This is a genomic window from Halobacteriovorax sp. RT-1-1, from assembly GCF_047085455.1.
Classification (GTDB): domain Bacteria; phylum Bdellovibrionota; class Bacteriovoracia; order Bacteriovoracales; family Bacteriovoracaceae; genus Halobacteriovorax_A.
On the sequence record NZ_JBKIXZ010000002.1, the window covers coordinates 892,074 to 915,180 of the forward strand.

General features: G+C 36.8%; 22 protein-coding genes, 1 tRNA gene and 1 pseudogene. 13 read left to right on the top strand and 11 right to left on the bottom strand.

All coding sequences use genetic code 11. The features are described from left to right. Positions 1 to 46: 46 nt before the first annotated feature. The 4 genes from ACMAWV_RS14615 to ACMAWV_RS14630 all read right to left on the bottom strand — a co-directional run bounded on the left by ACMAWV_RS14615 (position 47) and on the right by ACMAWV_RS14630 (position 1,962). Positions 47 to 337 carry a hypothetical protein gene (locus tag ACMAWV_RS14615; RefSeq protein WP_103218018.1) on the bottom strand — a complete coding sequence of 97 codons (291 nt, stop codon included), beginning with the start codon at positions 335 to 337 and terminating at the stop codon, positions 47 to 49. Beyond that, a complete protein-coding gene (locus tag ACMAWV_RS14620; RefSeq protein WP_103218017.1) occupies positions 321 to 821 on the bottom strand; it encodes a hypothetical protein in 501 nt (166 codons plus the stop codon). Before ACMAWV_RS14620 ends, ACMAWV_RS14615 begins: the two co-directional genes overlap by 17 nt. A 36-nt stretch (positions 822 to 857) precedes the next feature. After that, on the bottom strand, positions 858 to 1,442 hold the full coding sequence (locus tag ACMAWV_RS14625) for a hypothetical protein (RefSeq protein WP_393099611.1): 585 nt from the start codon (positions 1,440 to 1,442) through the stop codon (positions 858 to 860). 349 nt (positions 1,443 to 1,791) lie between these two features. Then, positions 1,792 to 1,962, bottom strand: coding sequence for a Flp family type IVb pilin (locus ACMAWV_RS14630; protein ID WP_021268293.1), 171 nt, complete (start codon positions 1,960 to 1,962; stop codon positions 1,792 to 1,794). Between the two features lie 178 nt (positions 1,963 to 2,140). Here ACMAWV_RS14630 and ACMAWV_RS14635 point away from each other — a divergent pair, with 178 nt between their 5' ends. From ACMAWV_RS14635 to ACMAWV_RS14645, 3 genes are all read left to right on the top strand, one after another. Beyond that, positions 2,141 to 2,854, top strand: coding sequence for an SPOR domain-containing protein (locus tag ACMAWV_RS14635; RefSeq protein ID WP_412463158.1), 714 nt, complete (start codon positions 2,141 to 2,143; stop codon positions 2,852 to 2,854). A gap of 67 nt (positions 2,855 to 2,921) precedes the next feature. Next, a complete protein-coding gene (locus tag ACMAWV_RS14640) occupies positions 2,922 to 3,986 on the top strand; it encodes a mannose-1-phosphate guanylyltransferase (RefSeq protein ID WP_103218013.1) in 1,065 nt (354 codons plus the stop codon). Positions 3,987 to 3,994: 8 nt separating this feature from the next. Next, positions 3,995 to 4,198, top strand: coding sequence for a hypothetical protein (locus ACMAWV_RS14645; protein ID WP_103218012.1), 204 nt, complete (start codon positions 3,995 to 3,997; stop codon positions 4,196 to 4,198). A gap of 34 nt (positions 4,199 to 4,232) precedes the next feature. On the opposite strand, the gene queC is transcribed toward ACMAWV_RS14645, so the two are convergent. Both queC and ACMAWV_RS14655 read right to left on the bottom strand, forming a co-directional pair. Next, the gene (gene queC / locus ACMAWV_RS14650; RefSeq protein ID WP_103218011.1) at positions 4,233 to 4,928 is read right to left on the bottom strand and encodes a 7-cyano-7-deazaguanine synthase QueC; all 696 of its coding nucleotides are present in this window, start codon (positions 4,926 to 4,928) and stop codon (positions 4,233 to 4,235) included. 23 nt (positions 4,929 to 4,951) lie between these two features. Next, positions 4,952 to 6,718 carry a phospho-sugar mutase gene (locus tag ACMAWV_RS14655; RefSeq protein ID WP_412470112.1) on the bottom strand — a complete coding sequence of 589 codons (1,767 nt, stop codon included), beginning with the start codon at positions 6,716 to 6,718 and terminating at the stop codon, positions 4,952 to 4,954. A 124-nt stretch (positions 6,719 to 6,842) separates the two neighbouring features. On the opposite strand from ACMAWV_RS14655, the gene ACMAWV_RS14660 reads away from it, so the two are divergent. Beyond that, positions 6,843 to 7,091: a ferredoxin gene (locus tag ACMAWV_RS14660; protein ID WP_103218009.1), complete on the top strand. Its 249-nt coding sequence runs from the start codon at positions 6,843 to 6,845 to the stop codon at positions 7,089 to 7,091. 9 nt (positions 7,092 to 7,100) lie between these two features. Here ACMAWV_RS14660 and ACMAWV_RS14665 read toward each other — a convergent pair whose 3' ends face one another. Continuing rightward, positions 7,101 to 8,561 (bottom strand): hypothetical protein, encoded by a 1,461-nt coding sequence (locus ACMAWV_RS14665; protein ID WP_412470111.1) that lies wholly within the window; start codon positions 8,559 to 8,561, stop codon positions 7,101 to 7,103. Positions 8,562 to 8,696: 135 nt separating this feature from the next. Here ACMAWV_RS14665 and ACMAWV_RS14670 point away from each other — a divergent pair, with 135 nt between their 5' ends. Next, the gene (locus ACMAWV_RS14670) at positions 8,697 to 10,016 is read left to right on the top strand and encodes a putative Na+/H+ antiporter (protein WP_103218007.1); all 1,320 of its coding nucleotides are present in this window, start codon (positions 8,697 to 8,699) and stop codon (positions 10,014 to 10,016) included. A 30-nt stretch (positions 10,017 to 10,046) separates the two neighbouring features. On the opposite strand, the gene ACMAWV_RS14675 is transcribed toward ACMAWV_RS14670, so the two are convergent. Both ACMAWV_RS14675 and ACMAWV_RS14680 read right to left on the bottom strand, forming a co-directional pair. Beyond that, positions 10,047 to 11,099, bottom strand: coding sequence for a branched-chain amino acid aminotransferase (locus ACMAWV_RS14675; protein WP_103218006.1), 1,053 nt, complete (start codon positions 11,097 to 11,099; stop codon positions 10,047 to 10,049). 15 nt (positions 11,100 to 11,114) lie between these two features. Beyond that, complete coding sequence (locus tag ACMAWV_RS14680; RefSeq protein ID WP_103218005.1) at positions 11,115 to 11,402, bottom strand: hypothetical protein; 288 nt, start codon at positions 11,400 to 11,402, stop codon at positions 11,115 to 11,117. A 126-nt stretch (positions 11,403 to 11,528) separates the two neighbouring features. Here ACMAWV_RS14680 and ACMAWV_RS14685 point away from each other — a divergent pair. Continuing rightward, positions 11,529 to 11,605: transfer RNA gene (locus ACMAWV_RS14685), tRNA-Val, on the top strand. 277 nt (positions 11,606 to 11,882) lie between these two features. On the opposite strand, the gene ACMAWV_RS14690 is transcribed toward ACMAWV_RS14685, so the two are convergent. Beyond that, positions 11,883 to 12,761 (bottom strand): sensor histidine kinase, encoded by an 879-nt coding sequence (locus ACMAWV_RS14690; protein WP_412470110.1) that lies wholly within the window; start codon positions 12,759 to 12,761, stop codon positions 11,883 to 11,885. Between the two features lie 168 nt (positions 12,762 to 12,929). Between ACMAWV_RS14690 and ACMAWV_RS14695 the strand changes: the two genes are divergently transcribed. The 7 genes and pseudogenes from ACMAWV_RS14695 (at position 12,930) to queG (ending at position 22,322) form a co-directional block, all read left to right on the top strand. After that, on the top strand, positions 12,930 to 14,621 hold the full coding sequence (locus tag ACMAWV_RS14695; RefSeq protein WP_412463154.1) for an ABC transporter transmembrane domain-containing protein: 1,692 nt from the start codon (positions 12,930 to 12,932) through the stop codon (positions 14,619 to 14,621). 40 nt (positions 14,622 to 14,661) lie between these two features. Further along, a pseudogene (locus ACMAWV_RS14700) lies at positions 14,662 to 15,378 on the top strand (ABC transporter transmembrane domain-containing protein); the annotation flags it as partial. A 228-nt stretch (positions 15,379 to 15,606) separates the two neighbouring features. Next, positions 15,607 to 16,353, top strand: coding sequence for an ATP-binding cassette domain-containing protein (locus tag ACMAWV_RS14705; protein ID WP_370446912.1), 747 nt, complete (start codon positions 15,607 to 15,609; stop codon positions 16,351 to 16,353). 79 nt (positions 16,354 to 16,432) lie between these two features. After that, a complete protein-coding gene (locus ACMAWV_RS14710) occupies positions 16,433 to 17,479 on the top strand; it encodes a DsbA family protein (RefSeq protein WP_103218001.1) in 1,047 nt (348 codons plus the stop codon). A gap of 142 nt (positions 17,480 to 17,621) precedes the next feature. Continuing rightward, complete coding sequence (locus tag ACMAWV_RS14715; protein ID WP_412470108.1) at positions 17,622 to 19,592, top strand: hypothetical protein; 1,971 nt, start codon at positions 17,622 to 17,624, stop codon at positions 19,590 to 19,592. Between the two features lie 43 nt (positions 19,593 to 19,635). Then, on the top strand, positions 19,636 to 21,327 hold the full coding sequence (pyk, locus tag ACMAWV_RS14720) for a pyruvate kinase (RefSeq protein ID WP_103217999.1): 1,692 nt from the start codon (positions 19,636 to 19,638) through the stop codon (positions 21,325 to 21,327). Continuing rightward, positions 21,324 to 22,322, top strand: a complete 999-nt coding sequence (gene queG, locus ACMAWV_RS14725; RefSeq protein ID WP_412470107.1) for a tRNA epoxyqueuosine(34) reductase QueG — start codon at positions 21,324 to 21,326, stop codon at positions 22,320 to 22,322. The genes pyk and queG overlap by 4 nt, the downstream gene beginning before the upstream one ends. Here the strand turns inward: queG and ACMAWV_RS14730 are convergent. Then, on the bottom strand, positions 22,314 to 23,096 hold the full coding sequence (locus tag ACMAWV_RS14730) for an alpha/beta hydrolase (protein WP_412470106.1): 783 nt from the start codon (positions 23,094 to 23,096) through the stop codon (positions 22,314 to 22,316). The genes queG and ACMAWV_RS14730 overlap by 9 nt on opposite strands. Positions 23,097 to 23,107 lie beyond the last annotated feature (11 nt).

Here is a 23,107-nt window from a genome sequence, read left to right on the forward strand (position 1 = left end):
AATTATTTTTCAGATATAGAAAGAGGGCCAAGACGTTGGCCCTTTTTTATTGTCCAAAGGTATTCTGAAGAACTCTTTTGTCTTGTCTAACAATAAATGGTTCAGCTTCCTCGCCTTTAAAACATACGTGAAGTAGGGCACTCTTATAGATGTCTTCACATGGATTCTTCTTTTTAATAAATCGGAAGTCTTCTTTTTTCACTCCATTTTTTGCCATTAACTCGTTTAAAACTTCAAACATGTGGTTCTTTTCAGAGTCATATGTATAAACAATTACTTCACGTGCTTGAATACTTGTAACTAGTAGGATTGTAATAAGGCTAAATTTCAATTTCATAAGCTCCTCCTTTGGATTTAGGTAGATCAGTAACTGGATAGGAATCTAGCTCTAAAGTCTTGTATGGAGCAATTCTATTCAAATCTGAAATAGAAATTTTTACGAGATAGATAGGTATCTCCTCATCGTTGAGTTTTTTTACGATCTTTGCCTTATTGGTGATGTGTGTTGCGCCTGCATATAGGGACACGTATTCTTCACTACCTACAAGATTAGTCATTTCATTGATTTTAAGTTTTAGAAGTCTTTCATCTTTAGCTACTGAAATATGCTTTTCTGGAACTTCCTGTACCGATGGCATTGAAAGAATGTATGTAAATATATTAGTTAGAACTAGCGCAACCCAGAATCTTAGATAAAGCGCCTTTTTCATCTTCTCTTCTTTTTCTTTGTTAAAAAGCAGAGGTGAGGAAGTTGGCTCATTATTTGATTGAGTTCCAGGTTTTGATGAAGTTTTGGATTTCTCGTTGTTTAGAATTTTCAATTTTTATCTCCAGGTTAATCATAAGAATTAATGTACTTACAAAAATTGAAGTCCATAATAGTCCTTCAATTGTTGAATACCCTTTGGTGCCATGTGCTTTGACGAGAGAGTGAAATCGTCTAAAAGTCTTCCCTCTTCTAGTTTGAATTTTAGGGTAATCACGAAAGAATGATTTTCTGATAGGTTGCTCCCAGTATAGTGAAAGGGCATAAAAGCCTTCCATTTCTTTTCAAAGACTGCTGATGTATCGAGTCTTCTCCTGATCTTCCAGAGCTTGCTTCCTAGCGGATCTGTTCTTAGAAGAGCTAAAATATTTGTTGCCTCACATTCATCTATCGTTAAGAGTTTGAAGCGTAGAAAGTATCGAAGAGCGCTTTGCATATACTGCAAGCCTTTTGCTCCATATTTCATGAATGGCTTAAGCCATGCGGCTAAAGGGAAGAACTGTGCATAAAAGATACTCTTAAGCCCTACGTTTATATAAGAAATTCTTTTATAAAATGACTTATATTCAACAATGACTTTTTTTGAGCAGATATATGACTTATTGTAATATTTTATAATTTGTAGCTCTTCATAAGAACGGGCCATATTAGAGAATATGATGGCAATAAAGGCCATAAAAAATAATATAGCGACTAAGGAAGTACTTCCTCTTTCATTTAAGTCCATTTGAAAATCCTAAGCTATGCTTCTCTCTTCGATACTTCAGGTATTTTCCATTTTTATTTTTTACAAACTTAATCCGTGTTTTTGAATCAAGCCACCTCTCAAGAGAGAGGAGACTTTTACAAGAGAATGTTTTTACTGATTTTTTATCATCATGTGATTTTATTAATGAATGTACATACGCTTGAAAAACAATACTATTTTTGCAACGATACTTTTCACTAACTGCACTGCTCACAAGAAAGACAAAAACAATTAGAGTAACGCTAAGAGCGTAAGATAGTATTTTCATGATTGTTTATTAATTTACTTTGATACTCTTTGTGATTTTATCGGATGCGTCTTCAAGTCTTTTTTGAACTCTAGTTCCGAGTGTTTTAACAGCAGTAATACAAATAATTCCAACTAGGCTTGTGATGATCATATATTCCATTACGCCTTGGCCTTTATTATTCTTTAAAATCTTCTTCATAATTTTTCTCCCTGTTAAACCTAGTTCATAAGATTTTTGGGTTTATAAAATAGAAAAAGTGCAGAGTCTTTAAGTTGAGTTAGAATGTCGGGATATATTTCACATATGAAATAAAGGATTATTTTTCCTAGTATTTTCAGCAAGTTGCTAATAATTGTGGAGAGATTAAAATATCCTTATGAACGATAAAAGTAACTTCTACGTATTTGAGAAAAAAGAAATCTTATTGGTTGTCATCTTTGTCATCCTGGTTGCCATTACTTCATTCTTCTTTGGCCTAAAGATTGGATCTAATTATGCTTTTGAAAAAGCTGGCCTTAGCAATAAGGAAGAGAAGGCGATTGTTGAGCCATTGGATGAAAAACAGAAGATTGAGCTAACATCTCCAGAAGAGGAGAAGGTTAAAGAAATAGTTCAAGATAAAGAGACCAAGAAAGTTTCTAAAGAAGAATTAAATAAGAGAATTGAAGAATCTTTAAAGCAGAAGATGGTTAATGAGTTTTCAAGTGAAAATAAAGATTTCAATGATGTTGGTGTTCAAGATACACAAGTACAAGAGGTTGTAGAAGAGAAGGTTGTAGAGCCTGTTCAGCAACCAGCTGTTGAAAGTGAGACTGTTCAAGAGTCAGCTTCTAAGACAGATGAATATACTGGAAAATACACAATTGTAGTTGGTTCATTTGAGTCAATTGATGACGCAAAGGAATTTGCAGAAGGTTTTCGAGTTCTTGGTTTTAGCCCAATTGTTAATGAAAAAGAAGTACCTGGTAAGGGAAATCGTTTTCGCGTAAGCCTTGGGGCATTTGAGAGAAGTATTGAAGCGAAGCAATATGTTAAGAAGCATCCTTCTCTTTTTGCAGGGCGTGATTATTTCTTTACAAAATTCGACTAACTCATCATTTAGAACATTTACATTTTTTATGATACGATGCCCTTATACAAATTAAGGGCATTTTTTTATGAATATTTACACACTAATTATGGCCGGTGGGAAGGGAACACGCCTTTGGCCTGAATCAACAGAATCAAAACCAAAACAGTATCTTTCACTGGTTGGAAATGAAACTTTACTTGCACAGACGCTTGAGCGTTTTGAGGAAAGTGTAGATTTGAAAAATCGCTTTATTATCACAACGCGTGATCAAGCTGAGCTAGCTATCTCTTGCTCAAAAAATCAAATTTTAGAAGAACATATAATCTATGAACCTGCGGGGCGAAATACTGCCCCTTGTATTCTCTTATCTCTTGCGGCCATTGAGGCAGCTGGGGCAAAAGATGAAGACATTATTGCAGTTATGCCTTCTGATCATGTGATCTTAAATAAGAGTGGCTTTAAATCCAGCTTTGATAAGGCCGTTAAACTATCAAGTGATACGCAAACAATTACAACAATCGGAATACCACCACATTTTCCTCACACTGGTTATGGCTATATTAAAACAAGTGAAGCTGTAGGTGATGGCTTTAAGGTTGATGAATTTGTTGAAAAACCAAATTTTGAAAAGGCTAAAGAGTATTTATCGACTGGAAAGTATGTTTGGAATGCGGGAATGTTTATGGCACCACTTGGTGTTTTTAAAGAAGAGTTCGCGGCCCACTCTGCTGAAATGTTTTCTTTCTATGAAGAATTAAAGGCATCTCTTGACGAGGAGGCCAAGCTTGAAGAAGTATATAATAAGATTCCAAAAGATTCGATTGACTATGCCATTATGGAAAAATCAAGCCGAATCAGTTTAGTAAAAGCTGAGTTTGATTGGAATGACCTTGGATCATGGGAAGCACTTGAACAAGTAGTTGACCGTGTCGAAGGAAACACTATAATTGATAGTAACGGAACTTTCTTAAAGGATGCGACAGGAAATATTATTTATGCTCCTAATAAGCATGTTTCTTTAATTAATGTTCAAGACTTAGTTGTGGTTTCAAATGATAGGGCCGTAATGATTGTGCCAAAAGATGATTCACAACGAGTAAAAGAAATTGTTCAACACTTAAAAGATAACAAACGCAAAGAATTATTATAGGAGAATTCATGGAAGTTGTTAAAAAAGTAGGCGAGTACACAATTGTAAAAAAAAGATCGGGACGTTTTGCTGTTAAAGCTGCAAATGGAAAGTTTGTAAACAAAGAAGAAAAAGTTAAAATTCTTCTAGATGCTGGTCTTATTACAGCTCCAGCTGTTAAGGTTGAAGAGCCTGCTGTAGAAGAAACTCAAGAAGAAGCAGTACAAGAATAGTATAAATAAAAAAGGCTCCTTATCGGAGCCTTTTTTATAAGTAATTTGGTCTTTGATCATACTCAATCGGATCTTCAATTCCTGCCTTCTGAAAGCCTCTAAGCCTTAGAGCGCATGAATCACAAACTCCGCAAGCTTTATCTCCTCGAGCATAACAAGAATAAGAAAACTTAAGTGGTGCACCTAGGTCGACCGCTTTTTGCACAATCTCATTCTTTGCCATATCAATTACAGGAGTGATGATCTCAATATCACCATCTTTAGTTCCTTGCTTGATTAGCTCGTTATATGCAGCGTAGTAGCTTGGGCGACAGTCTGGGTATCCAGATGAGTCTTCGTTAACTGCACCAATATAAATATTCTTTGCACCAACAACTTCTGACCAAGAAACGGCCATTGCAATGATGTGAGTATTTCTAAAAGGTACATAGCTATCAGGGATTTCTTCTGAATCACCTTTATATTGTTTTACATCAATTCCATCATCAGTTAGCGAGCTTCCACCAATCTGCTTTAGAAATGAGACATCAATTACTTTACGTAGAGATTTATCGACTCCGTAAAAGTCAGCGATTTTTTGGAAACAATCCAATTCACGTTCTTCTGTTTTTTGTCCGTAGTTAAGGTGAAGAAACGCAAGGTTTTCATGTTTCTCATTTGCAATTGCAGCACAAACTAACGAATCCATACCACCACTAACTAATACAACTGCAAGTTTATCACTTTTCAAAATATAACTCCTAATCTACTGACTTATAGTCCTTCGGCCGTTTCGTTAATAAATGCCAGAATTTCGTCAGTAACTTTTTTTGCCTTTGCTTTTTTCTCAGCTAGACTTCCTTCTTTTTCTTGAATCATAATATAGAACTTAATTTTCGGCTCAGTTCCTGAAGGACGAAGGTAGAGGCGGTTTCCATTTTTGAAGTGGTAACCAATTACGTTACTTACTGGATAATCCAGTTTCGACTCTTCATTAGACTCAAGGTTTTTCACAATACCTGTTTGATAATCTTCTATAGCTTGAATCTCTTGTCCGCACAAGCTTGTAGGAGCTAAGTCTCTAAAATGACTCATGATTCGTGTAATTTTTTCGGCCCCTTCTTTACCCTGATAAACAAGATTTAGGAGAGTTTCCTCACTAAAGCCAAATTCTTCGTAAATTTTATCGAGGGCCTGAATAAGGTTTAGCCCCTGTTTTTTGAAGTATAGAGTTACTTCAGACATAAAAGTAATTGAAGCAACACCATCTTTGTCGCGAACAAAATTATGCGGAAGATATCCAAAAGACTCTTCTGTTCCAAATAGGAAGTTTGCCGATGGATCTTCTTTTTCTATTTTATTCATTAGTCCACAAATCCACTTAAATCCTGTTAGTGTCGAGTAAGATTTTACTCCGTACTTATCAGCGATTAATTCTTGGAGTGGAGTTGTTACAACTGTTTTCACAAAATATGGGTTTGCTGGCATTGTGCCATTTTCTTTTAGATTGTGAAGCATGTAGTACAGCATTAGGATTCCGATTTGGTTTCCGTTGATATACTGAATCTCTCCTTCATGCTCAAAAGCAACTCCAAGTCTATCTGTGTCTGGATCAGAGCCAAATGCAATATCTGCACCAGTCTCTTTCATAAGATCGACTGCCATCTTCATTGCCGAAGCATTTTCTGGGTTAGGTGAGCTTACTGTTGGAAAAGCTGAGTCTGGTTGTGCTTGCTCTTTAACAACTTCAACATTAGTAAAGCCAAGCTGTGCCAGAGCTGTTGTACAAGGAATTAATCCTGTTCCGTGAATAGGTGTGTAAACGATCTTTAATTCGTTACCGAATTCTTTACACATTTCAGGGTTAACTGTTTTTGAGAGGATGTCGTTATAGAAGCTTTGTTCAACGTCTTCTCCAACCCATGTGATAAATCCTTCTGATTCAGCTTGAGAAAATTCCATGAATTTCACAGCATCGTATGAAGTAATATCATAGTAGCGATTGATAATATTTTTATCGTTTGGAGGAGTAACTTGCGCTCCATCATTCCAATAAACTTTGTAACCATTGTATTCTGGAGGGTTGTGAGAAGCTGTTACCATAACTCCTGCTTGACACTTATGGTATCTAACAGAGTATGAAAGCATTGGAACAGGATTTAGTCTTTTATAGATATAAGACTTAATTCCATTGGCCGCCATAACGCTACAAACTTCTTTGGCAAATTCAAAAGAGAATTTACGTGAGTCATAGCTTACAGCAATTGATGGATTTGTGATCCCAGTTTTAGAGCTGTGATCTAGTACTTCTCCAGCAAGGGCCTGCGTTGCACGGCGAACTGTATATTTATTAATACGATTATTTCCGGCACCAAGAATTGAGCGAAGCCCACCTGTTCCGAATTCGATATCTTTATAAAATCTTTCTTCGATCTCTTTCATATCATCAGCGTCAATTAGCTTTTGAATCTCTTGACGTGATTCCTCATCAAAGTATGAGTTATTTGCCCATTGAGCTGCTTTTTCAAGGCTCGTTGTCATTTCAGTATTCTCCTGTGAAATTTATATTTGAGTATCTTGTGCTATATTCTCAAATCTAGTAGACTTAGGCAAAATATAATCAATGAAATATTGTGTTGTGTGTTAATAAAATCAAGGAGTTAACATGGCAAATAAAGAAATGAAACATAAAGAAAATGTTGCTGGAAAGTGGTATTGCACAGATCCAGATGATGATAACGGCGAAGGATGCATTGCATGTAACGTATGTTACACAGGTGCTCCAGACTTTTTTGCTGAAGATGAAGATGGAAATGCATACGTTGTTAAGCAACCATCAACACCTGAAGAAGAAGAGCTATGCCAAGAGCAAATGGATGCTTGTCCAGTTGCTTCAATTGGTAATGATGGCTAATTAATTTAATTAGAATTTCATATCAAAAGAAATATAGGCAGAGGTGCGGTTGTAATCGATACCTCTGTCTTGCGTTGAGTGATTTAACTCCATAGTCACAGTAGCATTCTCAAATACCCCAAATGACCTTTTTGCACTGAAGTCAACTTCACCTTGAGCATTGATAACAGTTCCAGTTTTAATTATCGTTTTTCCTTGGAATCTGAAATCATTTGCAATCGTTGCCGTCTGATTAGTGTCGTAACTCATATCAGTTTCAATATCAAAATTTCTAAACTCTGGAGAAGCAACAGTTACTCCTGCTAGAAGGTAGCCGTCAGCTTTGGCCAAGGCCCTTGCTGTCGACTTCCCTTGATGTTTTAAGTCTAGGTTGATTTGTTGGCTATCTGAAGAGATATCGGCATTTCCATCAATTGTAATATCATCACTGTAGCGATTAGAAAGATTAAGGTTTAATTGCTGCTTGTTAGGCTTGATATTAATTTCACCGTTTAGCGTTGTGTCTTCAGTTAGCTTACTGTTGAGGTTAACGTTTATTCTTTGCTTTTGGTCATTAATCTCGACCTTGCTTGTAAGTTTAGTTTCTTCTCCAAGCTTACTCTCTGTCTCCATCTCAATTAATGTTAATGAAGTAGGAACATAATAACTCTGCTCAAGTAGCAGTGCTTTATTAATCTTAACTTTTCCAATGAAGGTATCGTATTCTTGATCCTTAACTAGACTCATTTCAGAATCATAATTTGTCTCAAGAGTTACACCTTCAGGAATATTTCTTTCAACATCTGTAGGCTTTGTTGGATCAACAAAAGTGTCATGTGGGTAGTAGATTTGAAAGTATGGTTCTTGATCTTTTATAAAGACTACTTTGATAAAAATATCTTCGCCAACTTCGTCTTGAGATCGAAACCAAGTTATTCTAGTTAGTGTTCCTGAACGAGGAGCAATTGATAGGGAAGAGAATTCACTAAGAGCAATATCTGAAGTAAAAACTAGTTCGAAGTCATCAAAATCTCTTGTGTTATAGCGCTCTTTTCCGCTGTCAAAATCACTTTTAAGACAGCTAATTTCTCCAACCTTATCAACAGTTTCGATATAAGTTGCGATGGCCTTAAGTTTTAGTGCTTTTTGTTTGACCTTAATACTCGGTTCTTGAGAATTTTCATTGGCCTTGGCCACGATATCTGAAATATTAGAAGCGAGCTCGGCGATATCTCTACACTCGATACACAACTCTGAGGCCCCACTGTTATGCCTCGGAATATCGTCAGAAACAGCATCTTCATGCCTAACTGGAATATATTTAGGTGACTTTGATTTTGAAATTCTTACGATATCTTTGACAAGATCCTTGGCCTTGATTTGCTTGCCATTAACTTCTATCTCTTCCTTAAAAAAACTAGGCTCTATGGCCAAAGCATTGACTACGACAGAGAAAGTGAGAATAGAGATAGCAAATCTATATAAAAACACAAATTCTTATCGGTGGCAGTTTAGAAAAAGTTTACGAAAATGGTAAATTATTTTAAGTGTCTTAAAATTTCAGTACTTGCGCACCTTTGCCGACAGGAATAAAATAAGGTAGATCACATTTACAAAGGAAGTTTCATGAATCCAACAAATCTACAGCTCGTAGGGACGATTCTATTTGCATGTGCAATTTTGCACACATTCTTAGTTTCTAAAATTCAACATTTAGCTCACAAGTATCCAGAAGGATCAATGATGGAGAACCTTCTTCACTTCTTAGGTGAAGTAGAAGCGGTATTCGGAATGTGGGCAGCTGCATTTATTGTGTACTATAGTGCTACACAAGGATTTGCAGTTTATGATAGCGCACACCAAGTTGTTGGTGGAGCACTTAAATATCTTGAGAAAGATGTTAACTACACAGAGGCCGCATTCGTATTCGTTATTATGTGTATGGCGGGGACGAGACCAATTATTATGCTTGCAGAAAAAATCATTGGGATGATTGCAAAACTTATCCCAATGCCTGGTAAAATGGCATTCTACGTTTCAGCTCTTATTATCGGGCCGATTCTAGGATCTTTCATTACTGAACCTGCTGCAATGACAGTTACTGCTCTTATCCTTTTAGACTACTTCTTCTCAGACGAGAAAATGAGTTTAAAATTTAAGTATGCAACGATTGGCCTACTTTTTGTAAACGTTTCAATCGGTGGAACTCTTTCTCACTTTGCTGCACCTCCTGTTCTAATGGTTGCTTCAAAATGGCACTGGGGATTTGTTCACATGATTACAAACTTTGGTTACAAAGCAACAATTTCGATCATTATTGGAACTCTTATAATTGCTTTCATGTTTAAAGATGAACTACAAGGTAAACTTGAAATTAAACAAAAGCATGAGAATTGGATGGCACCAACTTGGTGGATGACTTTAATTCATATCATCTTCATGGGATTAGTTGTTTTCTCTGCTCACCATATGGTTTTCTTCCTAGGTTTATTCCTATTCTTCCTAGGTTTCACAACTGTTACAAAAGAGTACCAAGACGAAATCAAGTTAAAAGAATCACTTCTTGTAGGTTTCTTCTTAGCTGGTCTTGTTACACTTGGTGGACAACAAGGTTGGTGGCTACAACCAATTCTATCTAAACTTGGTGACTTTGTTCTTTTCGTAGGTGCAACTTCACTTACTGCTATTACTGATAACGCTGCTCTTACATATCTAGGAACACTTGTTGATCTAACTGATTCTGCAAAGTATAACCTAGTTGCAGGTGCTGTTGCCGGTGGTGGTTTAACTGTTATTGCTAACGCTCCAAACCCAGCTGGTTTTGGTATCCTTAAAGGTACTTTTGGAAAAGATGGGATTAACCCAGGTAAGCTTCTTCTTGGAGCACTTTTCCCAACAATCCTTGCAATGGTTATGTTTCAAATTCTTCCAAATTTAGCGAAGTAGAAATACAAAGGGCCTCATCTGAGGCCCTTTTTATAGATCAACTACCCAGTTAAATGGGTCTTCAATTGTTTTTTCTTGGATACCTAGAAGTGTTTCACGAAGCTCTTTTGACACTGGTCCAAACTCTTCTTGAATATTATAAAATTCACCAGACTCTTCATGTAAAGAGCAGATTGGGGTGATGATTGCGGCCGTTCCGCAAGAGAAGCACTCAGTACATTTCTTAGACTTAATATCTTCAATTAATTCATCAATGCTAATCTTTCTCTCGACAACTTTGTAACCCTTGTGACGTGCAATATCGATGAGTGAACGACGAGTAATTCCATCTAGGATTGTCTCAGTCAATTCTGGAGTGTGAATTTCACCATCAATTACAGCAAAGAAATTCATTCCACTTAATTCTTCAATCGATTTACGATCAGTTGCTGATAACCATAGTGTTTGGTGTAGTCCAAGTTTTAGTGTTCTTACACCTGCGTTAAGAGCACCGGCGTAGTTACCACCAGTCTTTGCCGTTCCCATTCCTCCTTGGCACGCACGAATCATATTTCTTTCAATTAAAAGCTTATAGCTTCCTCCTGAAAAGTAAGACTCAACAGGTGAGGCGATTACCATGAAAAGAAATTCTTCACTTGGCTTAATTCCTAGATTGTTTTCTGTGGCAATCATGAATGGCCTAATATAAAGAGATTCACCACCACGTTTCGGAATATAGTTTTCACCCATCTTTGTGACTGTATTTACAGCTGCAGTAAAGATATCTTTTGGTACTTCTGGCATGGCCATACGTCTTGCTGAGTGATTAAAGCGTTTGAAGTTTTCTAGTGGCCTAAAAAGGTTTGGGCCATTGCCCTTAAAATTATAGGCCTTCATTCCTTCAAAAATTTCTTGTCCATAGTGAAGAACTTTACAAGTTGGATCGAGTTCTAATTTACCATAAGGCTTGATCTCAAGCTCTCCCCATTCTCCACGTTTATACTCACAAGTCGCCATAATCGGTAGTAGGACCTTTCCAAATCCCACGTGATCAGGCATTGAAAAATTCTCAATTGCTTTCTTTGCGCTATCTAAAATAATCATTCGAATTCCTTACTCTTATTTGCAGTGGTAACCAAGTCCGTAAACTTTCCAAGTGTTTCCTTCGTTTACAGATTCTTTGATCCAGATAGTGTCTCCACCCTCATCAGCAACTAAGTTGACGGCATGGTTAACAGCAAGATCCTTGATACCATTTTCATTTTCACCAACGACATTTGTAAAAGGCTTACAGCTTTTATGACGTGGCTTTTGATATGTTACTTTTACTTTCTCTCCAGCTGGAGTTAGTTTTGTTTTTGAAACAGCACAACTAGATAGAATTAATATCATAATAATATTTTTCATTATTCCTCCATGATTTTTAGTTATACTAGCAAAATTGCAACGATGTTGCTTAGGTTTGTGCGTCAATTTTATCTTTTGACGAGTTTGGTGAATTAGAATATTATTTTTCTACTTTAAGACACTTGTAGGACTATAGCTCAGTTGGTTAGAGCGCTACCTTGACATGGTAGAGGTCTGCAGTTCGAATCTGCATAGTCCTACCATCTTTGATTCTTTCAATTACATTGCTTGATGATTTAGTTTGCTGATACCGATATCAACTCAGCGCCAAAACATGCCTTTGGGCATCTTTTGATCGCAGGTTGTAAAGTTCGAATCTGCATAGTCCTACCATCTTTGATACTTTCAATTACATTGCTTGATGATTTAGTTTGCTGATACCGATATCAACTCAGCGCCAAAACATGCCTTTGGGCATCTTTTGATCGCAGGTTGTAAAGTTCGAATCTGCATAGTCCTACCATCTTTTTCTCAATCTATTTATTGATTCGCTTCTCTTAAAGGCCTTCTCTTAGGCTTAGACTCTGTTTTTTCAATTGTATCCTGATTGCTCGTTGATGCGTTAACGAATGTCATTGTAAACGTTGATCCAATACCATCAATATTATTAAAGGCCTTTATATTTCCTCCGTAGAATTTCATATATTTTTTTACAACTGGAAGGCCAAAACCTGACCCTTCTTCGCCATGAGTTCCTTCGCGGTGAGTTTCATTAGTGAATGAGAAGAGGCTTTTTATCATTGACTCTGGGATTCCTATTCCTTGGTCTGTTATATCCACACGGATAACTGAGTTTTGATGAGTTACCCTGACAACAACTTCAGATCCTTCTGGTGAAAACTTTGATGCATTAGTTAGAAGGTTACTAAAGACGCTGTGGCATAGTGACGAAGGCTCTGCCATGGCCTGGATACTGTGGTCATCAAATTCAACACGGATATGTTGACTCTTTTTTTCTAATCTTTTTCGGATAAGCTGAATTGAATTTTCAATAGATTCTTTTAATGGAACAGGTTCTAACTTTATATTTGATTTGCCTGACTCAATGGATTGTATTTTTCGAATATGTTGAATCAGTTCTGCCATATTTTCGATAACTCCGCTGACACGTCCTAGGTTTTGCAAGATTCCGTCTTTGTCTTTCATGGCAAGTAGGGAAGAGTCGCTTAGTAGAGAAAGGAGAGTTGTTGAGTTCGATAGATCGTGAAATAAAACGGAGAGTAAATGTTGTTTTTCTTCGAGCCTTCGCGAAAGGTCGCGACCTTCAACTTCAAGCTGTTTAATCTTAATGGCCTGATGAGTAATAACCATAATAGAACAGAGAATTAATATCATCAGCAGACTTACGAGATAGATCACTTTCTTTCCTTAAAAAACGTTTTTCTTAAAACTTCGTATTTTATGAAACCAATTAATTTTGTAGGATTTTAGCTAGCTTTATTCTCATAACCAAGTTTGAGAAGGTAAATTTAACTTAAATTAAGAATGTTTTTTCACATTTCACTGGGCCTTCCTTTAAACAGAAACGTGACTGATGATTGGAATTCAAGTAGACTTGCTGGAATGAAAGACTATCTTAATAAAAAGTTAACATCGCTGGTAATGACGCAGTTTGTTCACTACTGGTACTACTATATTGGGGCATTCATTTGTCTCTATCTAACTCACAAGATTCAAAGTGAACTTCCTTTTATTGCAAAAGATTTAGCGGAGAAAATTTCAAAAGGAATTTCTATTCCAGTGGGACATCTTTTCTTATTGGCCTTAGGAATTATTGTTTTTAGAACATCTTCGCGACTTCTCTTTTTCTATCCGGCCCGTGTCTTACAAAAGATCTTACGCTTTGATCTCATGAAGAAATTAGAAAAAGTAAGTCCTTCTCGTTATAAAGAATACCCGAAAGGTCAAATCTTTCAAATTATTGGTGGAGATCTTGAGCACGTAAGAGCATTAATTGGTTTCGCTCTTTTACAAATTGCTAATATCATCATTGCTCTTTCGATCCTTGTTCCAAAGCTATTAAGTTTCAATAAAGAGCTGTTTATTGCGCTACTACCGATGCTTGTGGCGTTTGTTCTCTTCAGTGCAATTGTTTCAACGAACCGTAAATTCTATCGCCAAACACAAGACCTTCAGGGTGATGTTCAAAATATCATTATTGAAACTTACGCAGGTAAAAAGACAATTAAAAACTTCCATGCGGAAAAAGCATTTATTGATCTCTTTGCTAAGAAGTCAATGGAAGAGCTTGAGAATTTTTATGAGGCAGGCAAGCGTGTTGGCATCTCTATCCCACTTATGCCAACTGGAGTTGGTCTTTCATTAATTTGGGGTGCCTATATCATTTTTACGCAACAGCTTGGTGCATCTTCACTGATTTTATTCTCAGGTTTTGTTTATCTATTTTTAGAACCAATTATGTTCCTCGCTTGGATTGGAGTTGTCTTCACTCGCTCTGCTGGAGCGTGGGCAAGAGTAAGAGAGCTTGTTGCTGTACTTGATAAAGAGAGTGAACTTGAGACAATGCTTAAAAGAGAATTTTCTTTTAAAGAAAAAGAAGAGTCTTTTGAATTACAGCTTCCATTTTGGGACAACGATATCAATTTAAAAATTTGGAAAAATACAAAGAATGCAATTGTCGGAAAAACTGGATGTGGAAAGTCTGAGTTACTCGTTAAAATTTCTGAGGTTTTAAAGATCCAAGAAAGAAGTACGAGTTATGTCGCTCAAGATCCGTATCTTTATAATGGAACAATTCTAGAAAACTTATCCCTGGGTAGAGACTTCAATGAAGAACAACTAGCGAAAGCTTATGATCTACTGAAGATCTTTGGACTCGATTACTTAGCTTCAGATCGCAAGAGTTTGTTTAACCTTGTTGTTGGAGAAAACGGAAAGAGATTATCTGGTGGACAAATCAAGCGAGTCTCTTTGATTAAGTCATTACTTTTTGAAAGTGAGTTTATTATTTGGGATGACCCTTTCTCATCAGTTGATGTCGTGCTTGAAAGAGAAATTTTGAATCAGCTCAATGCTATGAATATTTTTGAAGGTCGCACGCTCATTATGTCGACACACAGGTACACGACAGCGGTTCAATGTGATCACTTAAGTTTAATCTGTGAAAGTGAAGGCTTAAGAGAAGAGTCAAGTGTTATCGATTTTACACAAAAACAAGAAGGAGGAATTTATGAGCACTTTAGAAAACAACTCATCTAAATTCCTAGTATATAAAGGAAGTGGTAAGTATTTATTAAGCATGGTTGTATGTCTTATTATCTCAAGTGCTCTTGGTGCAGCACTACCACAATTAATCGCAAAACTTACTGCAAATTATGAAGTCGAAGAGGTTTATCGTCAGACTCTTGGAATTATGACATTTATCTTTTTGGCAACGGCCTTAAACCGTGCTGTTTATAACCTGATTATTAATCGTTATGTTGTAGGCCTTGTTCAATTCGTCCGCACTCATTGCTATGGTAAGTGGCTTTCAAGTGTGGAGCTTCAAACATCGAAAGAAAACCGCAATGATCGCTACCCTCAAGGAGAGGTCTTAGCGCGTATTATGAGCGATACGGAAAGCTTAAGGGAGCTTGTTACTTCTGGAACTTTTGGAATTGTCATTGATATCTTCTTCGTAGTTGCTTCTCTGATCAGTTTTGTAAGCTTAAATGCAATTGCCGGAGTGTATCTTGCAGTAATCCAATTTGGAGCCTGCTTTATTTTAATTTGGTGTTCTAAGTATATGCGTGCAGTTTTCTTAAGCGTGAGAAATTCACGTGCAAAACTTTACCGCGTTGTTGCGGATCTTATTGGCGGTGTTCGTGAGAATTACTACAACCCTGCAGATCAGTATACATCGAAGAAATCCTTATTTGTCTTTGATGAATTTCTTAAAAAGATCCTATCTTCAAACGTTTGGGACGCATCATACTACTCATTTGCCGAGTCTCTTTTTCCAGTCTTCTTAGCTTGCGCAATCTTTATCATTCCAAATAGTGGTATTACTCAAGTCGCATTGATCTTTGCTCTAATTGATTTAATTCAGCGCTCGATTAATCCTATTAAAGATGTCTCTTCGAAAGTTGCAAATATTCAAAGAGCAGCAACAGGAGTAGGGCGTATTAATGAATTTCTTGTTGATTTAGACAAGGAGAAGTCTTCAGATATCAATACAAAAAGACGCCAGTATGATGTTGAAAAGATGCATATTGAAATCCAAAAATTTACGTATCCAGCTAAAGGTGAGAATTCAACCCCCTTTACTTTAGAAGATATCTCTTTTGATTGTCGCCAAGGTGATCTTATTGGGATTGTCGGATTATCTGGAAGTGGAAAATCGACTCTCTTAAATATCATGGCCGCTAATATTATTCCTGATGAAGGGAAGGTATTTGTTGAAAATCATAGCGGAGTTAAGAAAGAGTATAATTTTGATTATATTGATGACTTCAACGAGTATCGTGAATTGATTGGGATTGTTTCGCAAGATTCGCATATCTTTTCAGAAACAGTTGAATTTAATATTACGATGGGGCAAGCAGGTTTTGGAAGTTTTGATGCTTTCTGGAGTGAAGTTTGTGAACAGATTTCTTATCTATCGAGATGGGGAATAAAGCCTGATACAGTCCTTGATCAAAATGAAATCTCACTTGGTCAAAAGCAGCTTATATCGGCGATTCGCTCTTGTTACTTAAAGAAGCCTATTGTTCTATTCGACGAAATTTCTTCTTCATTAGATAGTGATCTTGAAGAAGCTCTACGTAAAATGATTCTCTTTGTTCAAAAGCAGGCCGTTACAATTATCGTGGCCCATCGAGTTGAAACAATACTTGATGCCCAACAGATTCTTGTTATGGAAGGTGGAAAAATTATTGCAAAAGGTGTGCATGAAGAATTGAAAAATAGTTCGCCGCAATATGATCTCTTTGTGAAGCAATTATCGAATTGACAAAAAAATGACGTGAACACTAATGCATTATTTCTCTTTTTTACATATAATTAGTTTAAATTGATGTAAGGAGATCATTATGTTTAAAAAATCCAAGCTAGCACTTGGCCTAGTTGCTATTTCTGCAATTGGACTAGTTGCATGTACGAGCGAAGTAAATTCAAAACCAAATTTCTTATTTAAAAAGGCACCAAATGCCACTGCAGTGATTAAGTTCAATGGCAAAGAAGTTAGTCATGATGAGCTTTTTAAAGGCTCAGAAGCAGAGTTATATGAAGCCCAATTAAAAGTATATGAACTAAAACTAGGTAAAGTTAAGGCCTATCTTTTAGAGAATTTTAAAAATGAAGACCCTGCAAGAAGTTCAATGACAATGGAGCAATTCATTGATGTTGTTATTGCTAAGGACGTAAAAGTATCTGATAAAGAAATTAACGAGTTTGCAAAAGAAAGAAATATTCCTGATGTAAATCCTCAGTTAAAAGCTAGAATTGTAGACTTCTTAAGAAACTCGAAAAAGCGTGAAGCTATCGAAGCATACTTAACTAAGAAAACGAAGAATAGCCCAGTTGAAATTTACTTAGAAAGACCTAAAAGACCACGTTTTGAAATTCCTGTGACAGGAAAAGAGCCAATGTTTGGTGGAAAGGATGCGGCCGTAGTTATTACTGAATATTCGGATTTCCAGTGTCCTTACTGTGCTAAGGGTGTTGAGATCATGAATCAGATCAAGAAGACTTACGGTAATAAGGTTAAAATTGTATTCAAGAACTTCCCATTAAGCTTTCATAAAGATGCAGCCAAAGCTGCTGAAGCGGCACTATGTGCAAATGAGCAAGCTGGTGATAAATTTTGGAAACTACACGATTCAATGTTTGCAGATCAGTCAGGACTTTCTGTTGATGGACTTAAGTCTAAAGCAAAGACAGTTGGTTTAGATCAAAAGAAATTTGATGAGTGTCTTGATTCTGGACGTATGAAAGCAGAAGTTGATGCTACAGTTAAAGAAGGGATTGACGTTGGTGTACAATCAACTCCAACTTTTTATGTGAACGGTATGCTAATTAATGGTGCACAACCATTTGAAGTATTTAAAGAGCTTATTGATTCAGAATTAGGTAAATAATTCGCATAATACATTATAAAAATAGTCGGAAAGACAGATAATTAAGAGGCCGGGGCATTTATTCCCGGCCTTTTTATATTGTGCATAATTGATAGAATAGAGGGGGTATATAATATCTTATTGCATCTAAATCGGAAAAAATATGGACGTTAGAGATTATTCAAAGAGACTTTCACAACACCGCGAGAACTTTCAGCAGACAATTGATGAGCAGAGAAAGAATTATAAACGTGAAGTAGGTGAGTTAAAAGACACTCAAGAATATCGCTTAAATAAGCAGCGTCAAGCCTATGATAACTCACTTAATAAAGTTGAAGAAAGGCAAGATCGATTCAGAGAAACGGCCACGGAAGATACAAAAAGAAAAATTGAAGAACAACAAAAAAATTATCTAAGTAAGTTAGATGGAAATAAGCGTGAGTTCGAACGCGATCGTAAGGATATTAAGGATCAATTCGATACACGTTTTAAAAATATTCGCGAAGCCTATGAGTCAAAAACATTGGCAGAAAATTCGAATATGGATCATCGTCTCTCATCACAACAAAGAAGATTCGATTCAACTATGGGCAAGATGAATGACCACTTCAATGAGACAATTGATAAGGTTTACCGTGACGCTCGTGATACGGCACACGATCATGAGTTAGAAACAAAGCAAGATCGCCGTCAGTTGATATCAAATTATGAAAATGAAATCAGGGATCAATTAAAAGAAAGTGGTGAGAAACGCGCACGTCTTTATGAAAGATTTAATGATGATGTTGATAGCTTAAGAAAGAATCATAAGGGTCGAGAAGAGTCTCTTAAAGACTATCAAGAGCAGCGCATTTCAGATATGACTGCTCAAAAAGATAAGCAACTTGCTGAAAACCAAAAAAGTTTCAAGAGTTCTATTGAAGAGATCAATGATCGAAACTCAAGAAAAAGACAGGTGGAGCAAAGAGATTCTTCGCAAAATGCAAAGGATCTTGAGAATCGTCATGCGAAGGAATTATATCGAGCAAGACGAGAGATGAATCAGAAGTTATCTGGTGGAAGTCGTGAAGATGTCTTCAACGATAAGTTAGAGCAAACGGAAAGGGGATATGAGACACGTATTAAAAATATTCGTGATCAAATTGATACGGATCGCTTTAATGCTGATATCCAAGAAAGACGTCGCTCACAATCAACAAAAGAAGCACTTCGTTCTCAAAAACAAAAATCATCTGAGTATATTGCTGATCTTGAAAAAGATATGGCCAAGTTTAAGAGTGATACTCTAAGTGATATTAATATTGAGCTTAATAAAGATGTTGAAGAGCTACAAGGTAACTTCAAGCGCCAAGTAAAAGAAAAAGAGCTAGAAGCTTATAATGATAAAGAGCAATCAAAGAAAATTCTTGAAAGACAAAGAGCACAGTTTGGCGAGACAGTTCAAAAAATGAGTGATCGAAATACGGAAGCTGTTTCTCAGATGCAGGCAGACTTTGCGGATGAATCAAAGAAATTTATTCAAGATACTCATATGAAGCATTCTCAAGAGATGCAAGAAGCAAAAGAACACTTTATTGAAAGTAAGGATAAGCTTGCTAAGTCACTAACACAGAAGATCGAACAATTAGAAGAAACAAACGATAAGTTAATCTCTTCTTATGAATCAAAGTTAAACAGACTTAAGAAAGCAAATGCAAAAGAGATTGAAAGAATTCGATTAACTCAAAGTCTAGAGTCTAATCAACTAAAAGAAGAAACGAGAAATGCAATAGCATTGAAAGATCGTGAAAATCACAGTAACCTAGCTAACTTGAGAGGTGAGTTCGATAAGAGGCTATCTCAGGTTAAACAAAGAGCAGACATTCAAGTTAAAAGAATGGTAGAGTATTATGAAGATATGATTGCTCGAGAAAGAGATGAGTCACAGAGAAAGTATGTTTCCAAAGTTACTGAACTTGAGAATCAATACAATACTCTTTATGAGAACTCAAAACTTGAAAGATCAAATCTAATTAATCAGTATGAAAACCGTATGGAAGAAATTCGTGCGGCAAATGCTGAAGCTTTAGAAGAGAGATCGAGTGAAATTCGTGGCGGTATGTTTACGGATCAACAAGAGTCTCGTAAAGCTTAATTATTAAAAAAAGAAAAAGCTTATAAAAATTCAGGGAGAGATAATGGGAATGGGCAAAGTCCGTCGTGCTAAAATTGTTGCGACATTAGGGCCGTCATCAAATACTGTAGAAATGATTGAGAAATTAATCATTGCAGGAGTAAATGTAACAAGAGTAAATATGAGTCACGGTACTCATGAAGCTCATGCCCAGCTTATTTCAAATATTCGTCAGGCTTCAAAAAATATTGGAAGAGAAGTAGCTGTTCTTATTGACCTTCAAGGTCCAAAGATTCGTACAGATAAACTACCTAATGGATTACAACTTAAAAACGGTGAAACTTGGGTTATTGGACCATCTTCTAAACAAGCGGACTATCCTGAATATAAAGACTGCTATATCCCTACTATCTATGAAAAACTTGTTGATGATTGTCACGATGGTGCAAGAATTCTATTTGATGATGGAAAGCTAATTGCGAAAGCGATAACACGAGATCGTGATGTTTATAAAATTGAAGTTATCGTTGGGGGAGAGCTAAAGTCTAATAAAGGGATTAATCTTCCTGATTGTGAAGTATCTGCTCCTGCATTTACTGACAAAGATGAAGCAGACTTAATGTTTGCTCTAAAACATAATATTGATTATATCGCTCTATCTTTTGTACGTAAGAAAGAAGATATTATGACGGTAAAGGCCTTACTTCATAAATTAAAAGTTAGAGTGCCAATTATTTCTAAGATCGAAAAACCTCAAGCATTAGATAATATTGAAGAAATCCTAGATGTTACTGATGTTATTATGGTAGCTCGTGGAGATATGGGTGTTGAAGTTGGAAACCATTTAGTTCCTTCAATCCAAAAAGAGCTCATTCAAAAATGTAATGACCGCATGATTCCAGTTATTACTGCAACACAGATGCTTGAGAGTATGACTGATGCTCCAACTCCGACTAGAGCAGAGGCAAGTGATGTTGCAAACGCTATCTGGGATGGAACTGATGCTGTAATGCTATCTGGAGAATCTGCATCGGGGATGTATCCTGTTGAAGCCGTGCAGATGATGAATGATATTATTTTTGAAGCGGAGAAGACTCCTAAAGAGCGTCCGCTGTTAAGAAATATTGACTTGTCTTCAGTGAACTCATCTGTAATGGTTGCCGCTTCAATGATTGCAGAAAAAGTTGAAGCAAAGAGAATTCTGGCCGTAACAGAAGGTGGAAATTCTTGTCGTAAGGTTTCGATGTTTAGGCCGCAAACTCCTGTTGCTGGTGTAACTCATAACCTTCGTACAGCAAGACGTATTTGCTTATACTGGGGAGTTTACCCATATCTTGTTGATGAAGAGGTACAAGATACTGGCTCATACGTTAAGTATGTTGTTAACCAGGCAAAAGAGAGAATGGGTCTTTATAATGGTGACAAAGTTGTTGTGACGCTAGGTGATGGGAAGATCTTCTCGAAAGGATATTCTAACTCTGTTAAGGTTGAGATTATCAAAGAAGCTCCTCACGAAGATGCTAATAAAGATACTTTTGAAGTTGCAGAAGATAAAAAAAAAAGAATCCTGCTAGATCATAATATCTGCTCTACTTGTCAGAATTGTGTTTCAATTTGCCCTCATGAGATTTGGGTTGCAGATAAGAAGACAAAACTGACAAAGCTTAATAAGGATCAAATTGGACACTGTACGCTTGATTACGAATGTATTCGAGTCTGTCCAACTGGTGCAATTGAGATTATCGACAAGTCATGATCAAAAAAGACGACATTCAAAATATTTTAAGAACTCTAGATCTTGAAGTTTGGGGTGTCGTCACAGAATCTAAACCTAAATCATTAGAACGTTTCAAAGCTTGGATTAAAGATGGACTTCATGGCGCTCTTGGCTACCTCGCCGATGAACGCGCTATCAAAAGAGAAGATCTTAAAAATTATTATCCTGATATTAAGTCAACACTAGTTATCGCTTTTGATTATTCTCACATAGCTCGTAGTGCAAAGAAGTTTTATGAGAGTGGTGAGAGCAACGGGCTTAAAATAGCTAATTATGTAGTAGGCTTCAAGGGGCGCGATTATCACTATGAAGTGAGAGATAAGCTTCAAGCAATCGGAGAAGAACTGCAGAAGCTAGATCCTGAGCTAGATTTTAAGTTCTCTCTTGATACCCAACCAATTCTAGAGCGCGACTTTGCCTATCAGTCAGGGCTAGGTTGGTATGGAAAGAATTCCATGCTAATCAATCGCCATATTGGGAGTTACTTTATCATTGGCTCCCTTCTTTTAAATAAAGAGGTAGAAGCGCCTAGTGACAAGTTTGAAACAGATCACTGTGGCCAATGTACTCGTTGTGGTGATGCATGCCCAACGGGTGCAATTGATATCGATAAAAGAACGATTATTGCTGATAAGTGTATTTCAACTTTCACTATTGAACATTTTAAAGAAGTCTTTCCTCCAAGTGGGATCGAAAATGCAAATGGTGAAATCTTCGGTTGTGATATTTGTCAGGATGTATGTCCATGGAATAGGCGACTGGAAAGAAAGCTTGAGGCCGACTCAACTGCCTTCAAAGAAAATGGGAAACAATTCATCGACTTCTTTTTAATGAGACCCCTAGAAGATATCTTCTGCGATCTGGAAGAAATGAGTAATCGTGAATACCGTCGTATCTTCAAAGGTACTCCACTTGAACGTACTGGAAGAGTGGGAATGCTTAAGAACCTAAGGCTTTATTTGAAGCTAAAGTAGCCCAATCCTCTTTGCATGCTTCTTGATAAAACTTCCGGCCATATCTGGAAGATGGTGGCCAAGCTTACCTGGCTTCTCCATTGTCACAGTATTGCCAAGGTTCTCTAAAATCTTTGCAAAGTTTTCCATTCCTTCTTTTCCAACAACCACATCATCTTCCCCTGAGATCAGATGCACTTTGTGTCCTGTTAGAGTTAGGTGAAACTTTTGATCTTTGATCCAAGGAAACATAATTTCTGGTGCTAAGTGTTTTGAGACAAGTTCCGCTCGTGCTTTAACTGTCGCTTGGTAAAATGGCGTATCAAAAACGTGTGTGACACCTTCTGGTGGGACACCAAAGCCAACGCCACAGTGGTGTACGTCAAAGCCTTCAAAATAGTTCTTTTGAACCGCAAGAATCGAAGTCAGGGCACCTAGAGAGTGACCTCCAACGAGAAGTTTATTTTGTTGAGAAGGGTAAGCTTCTTTTAATTTATTTAGTGCATGGATAAATAACATCGGCGCGTCATTTTTGAAGTCCTCAAAAGATGCCACGTCATGAAATGAGCCAGTAAAATGACCTGGTTGGTCAAAGATTACTGTTGGGATTCCGTCATCACAAAGTTTTTGTGCCCATGAGAAAATACTGATCTTGTGAGATGTGTAACCATGAGTAAAAATGGCGTATCCCGTATCTTTTAGCTTCTCACTAGGAGGTCTAAAGAGTAGGGCATTAACCGTTGTTGATCCTTGAGTTAAAATAATTTTATCGATGCTTAAAAACTTTTCATTCATAGCAAACATAA